The organism is Shewanella sp. 5S214, assembly GCF_041439795.1.
Classification (GTDB): domain Bacteria; phylum Pseudomonadota; class Gammaproteobacteria; order Enterobacterales; family Shewanellaceae; genus Shewanella; species Shewanella vesiculosa.
Genome location: NZ_JBGOOV010000004.1, coordinates 217,404 through 223,863 on the forward strand (window position 1 = coordinate 217,404; position 6,460 = coordinate 223,863).

General features: G+C 41.6%; 6 protein-coding genes. 2 read left to right on the top strand and 4 right to left on the bottom strand.

The window, feature by feature from the left end:
* The first annotated feature begins 70 nt into the window (after positions 1–70).
* Positions 71–508 (top strand): ribonuclease E inhibitor RraB, encoded by a 438-nt coding sequence (gene rraB, locus ACED29_RS04390; protein WP_124015121.1) that lies wholly within the window; start codon positions 71–73, stop codon positions 506–508.
* Between the two features lie 83 nt (positions 509–591).
* Here rraB and ACED29_RS04395 read toward each other — a convergent pair whose 3' ends face one another.
* A complete protein-coding gene (locus tag ACED29_RS04395) occupies positions 592–1,548 on the bottom strand; it encodes a diguanylate cyclase (protein WP_371697133.1) in 957 nt (318 codons plus the stop codon).
* A 15-nt stretch (positions 1,549–1,563) separates the two neighbouring features.
* Positions 1,564–2,559: a response regulator gene (locus ACED29_RS04400; RefSeq protein WP_124015119.1), complete on the bottom strand. Its 996-nt coding sequence runs from the start codon at positions 2,557–2,559 to the stop codon at positions 1,564–1,566.
* Between the two features lie 434 nt (positions 2,560–2,993).
* Here ACED29_RS04400 and ACED29_RS04405 point away from each other — a divergent pair, with 434 nt between their 5' ends.
* Positions 2,994–3,800: a crotonase/enoyl-CoA hydratase family protein gene (locus tag ACED29_RS04405; protein ID WP_182755390.1), complete on the top strand. Its 807-nt coding sequence runs from the start codon at positions 2,994–2,996 to the stop codon at positions 3,798–3,800.
* 35 nt (positions 3,801–3,835) lie between these two features.
* Here ACED29_RS04405 and ACED29_RS04410 read toward each other — a convergent pair whose 3' ends face one another.
* Positions 3,836–4,711 carry a DUF3530 family protein gene (locus ACED29_RS04410; protein WP_124015117.1) on the bottom strand — a complete coding sequence of 292 codons (876 nt, stop codon included), beginning with the start codon at positions 4,709–4,711 and terminating at the stop codon, positions 3,836–3,838.
* A 117-nt stretch (positions 4,712–4,828) separates the two neighbouring features.
* A partial coding sequence (rapA, locus tag ACED29_RS04415) for an RNA polymerase-associated protein RapA (protein ID WP_371697134.1) occupies positions 4,829–6,460 on the bottom strand: 1,632 nt, incomplete at its 5' end.

Sequence of the window (6,460 nt, forward strand, 5' to 3'; positions counted from 1 at the left end):
AAACTCGCAACTTGTGTCAGTTTGGGTATAATTGAATAAATTTTTACAGGTCCTATTTACGGAGTAATCCATGTCTGTTGAGCGTCAGTTAAAAGAACAATTTGCTGAAAATCTTGAAATTGTTGATGCCTTACTTGCCGATGGTTCAGAGCCTGATGCGGAATATACTATTGAACATCATTTTTCTGCGACCAATTTTGATCGTTTAGAAAAAGCCGCTGTTGACGCATTTAAACTCGGTTTTGAAGTGAACGATGCCGAAGAAATGGAGCTTGAAGATGGCTCGATTATTTTCTGTTTTGATGCTATCGCTAAGCATAAGCTAGAAGTGCCTTTATTGGATAAAGCCTGTGAACAGTTAATTCAACTCGCCGCCAAGCAAAAAGTAGACTATGACGGTTGGGGAACTTACTTTGTTGGTGATGAAGTTGAAGGCGACGAAGAAGACGATGAATTTGAAGATGATGAATACGAAGATGATAATGACTCAGATGATAAATTTCACTAAGTAATCATTTGCTGAATACCATAAAAAACGCTCATCCATGATGAGCGTTTTTTTATGGCTGAATAGCAATTATTGATAACCTATTACTTATTAATAACGCTTTGATTACGACCTTGTTGTTTAGCAAGATATAGTGCTTTATCTGCACCGGATAACCAGGTAGAGCTATTGTCTATTTCTGAATCTAAATCATTAATCCCTATACTTATAGTGACTTTTATCAGGCGATTTTCGAATGCTATTTCAGATTCTTCAATGCGTTTTCGTAACCGTTCGGTAAAGTTCAGTGCATCTTCGGCTGTGGTTTTAGATAACACCACGCCAAACTCTTCACCCCCATAACGGCCGGCACAGTCGGTTTCACGTAATGCTTGTGTTAACAGATAAGCGATATGTTGGATAACTTTATCGCCAGCAGGGTGACCATACTTGTCGTTAATCAGTTTGAAATTATCGATATCAATCATGACTAAAGATGCCGCATCACCGTAACGTGAATAGCGATCAAACTCTTTTTCCATACAATCTTGCCAGTGGCGACGGTTATGTAGCTGGGTTAAGCCATCGGTTTGGCTTAATTGCTCCAGTTGCTCATTGGCCGATTTTAATTGCAGTTTATTTACCGCTATATCGGTTACATCATAGACAATAATACTGATGTGGGTGATTTGCCCTGTTAATGAAGCTAATGGTAGTAAGGTAATGTTCTGATACATAAAATCAGCTCGTCCCGTTACTGGCCGATAGTTTTTAAACTTGAATACGTATGGACGTTGTTCCCAACTAATAAAAGTGCGATTTTTTAATACAAATACCGATTCCATTTTTTTCTTCAGCCAATCAGCCTGTAAATCTGGAAACTGTTCGAACAGATTTTTACCCTTAATGGAGTTCGGTGATACGCCGCTGTGGTTTTCCATAAAACCATTCCAAAGCTGAATATTATAGTCGCGATCGAGCACAACTAAGCCTACCTCAATGGTTTGCACCATATCGATTAGCCAGTGAAGCTCATTCATCGCACTTTGGTCATTTGACATAAAGAGTATCCAACATTAATCGAGTAAGTAGCCAAGCTTATAGTTAAGCGTAGGAATAGAGTCTTCAGTAAACAGCAGCAAAAGATCACATTGAATATTGTAATCTTCGATTCGATAGTTGATTTCCATCGCTAGAGTTCGTTGCCATTTGTCTGAGTTGTCGTGAATGAGTTCATTGACGCTGCAATGTCTGCCAAGTACAACCGGATGTGCCTGACTGAATTTCATGTCAAGTTGTTCAGATATACCATTTAGAAATGCTCCTATGAGCACGTTACCGGTATCCATCATCACTTCTATTTCTGTGGTGATGTCTTCTGGATTATCTAAGCCCATCAATTTGGCCATGTCTTCAAAGCTAGAGTCATGGAACAGCAATAATGCTTCACCAGCGATTCCTGCACCAATAAATCCTTGGCACAGCCCTGAGACAGTTGAGTTTCGCTCGGTGGCTTTTAAGGCCATGGTTAATTCACTAACTTCTAGCACGTTCACATTTGGGATTGGTAATAATACAAATACATCTAGAAGCTTAGCGAGTAAGTCTGCTGCTCTACCCATAGCGACGTTAGCGATTTCTTGGCATGCGTCACGCATATCAACTTTCATCATTGGAGTGTCGTCAGCTTTATTACCCTGAGTAAGGGTTAAAATGCCGTACTCTTGCAAAATATGGCTGATAGCTTCTGCACTAACGGGTTTTTGAATAAAGTCCAGAGCACCTAAAGCTTTGACTCGCTCATGGGCCTTAATTTGAATATCACCTGACACCACAATGATCAGCGCGGGTAAATCTTGCTGTTGTACCGCTTGGAGTACTTCATAACCATCCATCACCGGCATGTTGAGATCGAGAAAGACAATCTCACCTTTACCTGCGCGAATGACCTCAAGCCCTTCGGCACCATTGGTGGCGTAGCTAATTTCAACGTCCCAGTCTTTGGGGAGAGTTCTTGCCATTTGTTTTCTGGCGAGTGCAGAGTCGTCGCATATTAATATTGGAATGGTCATTGTTGCTGGTCTTCCTTATTTCGCCTTTAAGAAAAAAACACTCATTTATGCAACCGCGAGTGGTATGAGGCGGATAGTTATAATTATAAGACTATTTACAGCGATTTTTTGTTCGTTAGCTCATTATACGTATTTGCTTACAATATTGATAACTTAGTTTTAACATTTAATTAAGTTGGTAACATTTGTATGGCTGTTACCACAATGTCATCAATGTCATATCAATCTGGCGTTATATTTCGTGTAGAAGCATGAAGAGTGGATGGTTATGCCTAAATTAATACTGTATCAGGCTAACACTCAATGGAATATTGTTCAAAATAAAGCGTGGCAACATTTTGACCAATGCTGATTATTTGTCATGTTATTACTATTCGGCAGATAGTCCAGATATGTTAGTCTAAAAACTGGACTGACCAGTAATAGGGTGCTTTATGGAAAAAGAGTTAATTAAGTTCAGGGTTGAGCATGGTATTGCCCATGTTTGCCTAAACAGACCCAGTAAAATAAATGCGCTTAATGTTGAGATGTTTACCGCGATAGATGCGCTTATTAAGCAGATCAGAGCTGATAAACAGATTAATGCGGTGATTTTATCCGGCGCCGAAGGCAATTTCTGTTCAGGCTTAGATGTGAAGAGTGTGGCGAGTTCACCCACCAGTGCCTTGAAGCTATTATTTAAGTGGTTGCCAGGTAATGCAAACTTAGCTCAGCGGGTGTCTTTGGGCTGGCAGCGTTTACCGATTCCTGTTATTGCGGTGTTAGACGGCTGTTGTTATGGCGGTGGCACCCAAATAGCGCTAGGTGCTGATATTCGTATTGCCACGCCACATTGTAAGTTGTCGATAATGGAAGCAAAGTGGGGGCTTGTGCCAGATATGGCTGGTTTGGTGGCATTAAGACAAATTATGCCGAAAGACAAAGCGTTGATGTTGACCTATACCGCGGATATTTTAACTGCTGAGCAAGCGCTTGAGCTAGGTTTGGTGACTCAAATAAGTGATAACGCTTATGAGTATGCTACGGCATTAGCTCAAAAAATTATGCGTACTTCGCCCGATGCCAATGCCGCCATTAAACGCAGTATCAATCAAAGTTGGAGTGCCTCTGTACGCAGTTTATTAGCCCGGGAATCGTTGAGCCAAATTCGATTATTATTGGGGGAAAACCGGGTGATTGCTGCGATTAGACAAACTAAAAATCCACATAAGGCCTATCGCGTTCGTCAGTCTTGGTGGTAAGTAAATCGATTAGCACTAATGTATCGATGCAATGACTATCTACCGATAACGGTTCGGGAAAAGCCTTCAATTTGATTCAGGGCTTCTTCCCAGCCACTAGCATTGCTTAAATCTAAACTCATCTGATATTGGCGATAGTATCGAGCCGGTTTAACTTGATTGTAATTAAGTCGAGTAGTGGCTTGTTCAATCGAATTAGGGTGTGCATCAGCCGATTGAATATCGAGTATTGGAATCGACATAGTCACTAATTGCTCGGCAATTGATTTACGCTGACTTTGCGGATCGATTAAATATTCGTACTCGCGATAAGGGTTGATGATGACCAGTACATCTGGCGTAGGAATTTTTTTTTCATAGAGCAAATTGATGATCATGCCGGCGCTGTCATCAAGCACAATCATAATCTTTCCGCCTGGGAATAAACTGGTGGTTGCGGGTAATTGATTTAGGGCTTCATTTAGATTGGTTTGTTGAAAATTTCTCAGTTCAAGTAACTGAGATGATTCATATTTAGGAATGCTTTTGTCACTACTTAATTGTAATTGTTCTGTGCCTGCTTTAGTAATTTCTTCAGGTTTAGTGGCATAGTTTGGTCGATATAAGCCTTTTGCTGGTGTGAGGCTAATACTCGCCCAGCCGAGGCTATTAATATTAGTCCGCAGATAGCTGGCTAAACCCGCGGCATCTGCATCTGTGTCTGACGCGGCCACAATCACCGCCGAGCCAAAGTGTTTTTTGCTCTGCCAAGACCGGACCAGAATTTCACTTTGTTTACCGTCAATAGTGATAAATTTTATTTCATCAGCAGATAGGTAAGCATAAGGTTGCTGCGCTTTTACGCTCGGCATGGCCATTAATAAGCTTACTGTTACGATTAATAACAGACTTAGTCGTCCTAATTGCACCATAACCTCTCAGTAAAAAACACTTAATATGATTAGCTTAATGTATAACGATGAGTAAAAACAATGCCCTGATAAACAGGGCATTTTTTACACGACATTATTGCTACAACGAGTTAAGCGTTATACATGGCTAACAAGCACCATACGTATTGCATCAAGCTGTAATTGGCTATTGTCCATATAGCCCGTTAATTCGACCATTTGATTACGAATATATTCTAGTTCGTCTTCACGAATGTTCGGATTAACTGCTTTTAAGGCTTCTAGTCTTTCCAATTCGCCAGTGAGTTGCTGAGTCATTTTAGCGCGGCCATCGACCACTAACTGTGCTAGCGATTGCTTGGCAAACTCTTCACCTTTGGCCAATAAAGGGTGCAAAATAGGCTGCGATGCATTAACAAGCTTACTGGCAATATGACGGTTAACCGCACTAAGTTGCTTATCAAAGCTGGCATAATCTACTTTGTCAGCCATGTTTAAGCCATTTTTATCCAGCAACACTCTAATAGGAGTGGGTGGTAAATAACGGTATAGCTGACTCGCCTTTGGCGCCGAGGCATCGGCCATGTAAATCAATTCTAAAAACAGGGTACCTGCAGGTAACGCCTTATTTTTTAGAATGGCTACACTGGTGGTGCCGGTATCTGAGCCGGTGATTAAATCTAAGCCAGTTTGCACTAAAGGGTGCTCTTGCGAAATAAAGGCAATGTCATCACGTGCCAACGCCGTGGTGCGATCGAAGGTGACTGTGATGCCATCTTCATGCAGCCCAGGATACGTTGGGAACATCATGTGTTCACTAGGGCGCAAGATAATCGAGTTTTCACCACGATCTTCTTGATCAACACCAATAATGTCCCATAAACGGATCACTGAACCGATTAGATGGGTATCATTATCACTGTCTGACAAGCGTTTAATTAACGCATTAGCGCGCTCGCCGCCATGAGAGTTGATCTCTAGCAGTTTATCGCGGCCTTGCTCCATTGCTTGCTTAAGCTCTTTGTAGCGATGCTGAGTATGATTGAGTAATTGGGTCATTACCTCTTCATCATCGTCGCACAGCACGTTAATCAGCTCATCAGCAAATTCGTTAAATAACACATGTCCGCTCGGGCAAGTGAGTTCAAACGCATTCAATCCTTGATGATACCAACGCATTAATCTTTCTTGGGCGGTATCGCGCAGGTAAGGTAAATGAATTTGAATATCGTTTAGCTGACCAATACGATCTAAACGGCCAATCCGCTGCTCTAGTAAATCAGGGTTAAGCGGCAAATCGAACAGTACTAGGTGGCTAGCAAATTGGAAATTGCGACCTTCAGAACCGATTTCAGAACAAATTAATGCCTGAGCACCGCCTTCTTCTTGGGCAAAATACGCCCCGGCTTTGTCACGTTCAATAATCGACATTTCTTCATGAAAAACCGTTGCCTGAATACCTTCGCGAGTACGTAATGCTTCTTCAAGACTTAAAGCCGTTTCAGCTTGGCTGGCAATAATCAGTACTTTTTTGCTGCGGTGAGACTTTAAAAACTCAATTAACCAATCTACTCGAGGATCAAATTTCCACCAACTGGCACTGTCGCTTTCAAAAGCTTGATACAGTTTTTCAGGGCTCAATGCCTGAGCGGCTTTATCTTGTGGTTGTTTGGCGCTGCCCATCATGGCATTGACACGTTCCGCAGTAACGTATTGTGCTGGCATGTCTTGTGGATAGGCATTAAACAAACGCTTAGGAAAGCCTTTCAC

Coding starts and splice junctions, on each gene's coding strand:
- rraB (WP_124015121.1), top strand. CDS start 71: ATGTCTGTTGAGCGTCAGTTAAAAGAACAATTTGCTGAAAATCTTGAA.
- ACED29_RS04395 (WP_371697133.1), bottom strand. CDS start 1,548: ATGTCAAATGACCAAAGTGCGATGAATGAGCTTCACTGGCTAATCGAT.
- ACED29_RS04400 (WP_124015119.1), bottom strand. CDS start 2,559: ATGACCATTCCAATATTAATATGCGACGACTCTGCACTCGCCAGAAAA.
- ACED29_RS04405 (WP_182755390.1), top strand. CDS start 2,994: ATGGAAAAAGAGTTAATTAAGTTCAGGGTTGAGCATGGTATTGCCCAT.
- ACED29_RS04410 (WP_124015117.1), bottom strand. CDS start 4,711: ATGGTGCAATTAGGACGACTAAGTCTGTTATTAATCGTAACAGTAAGC.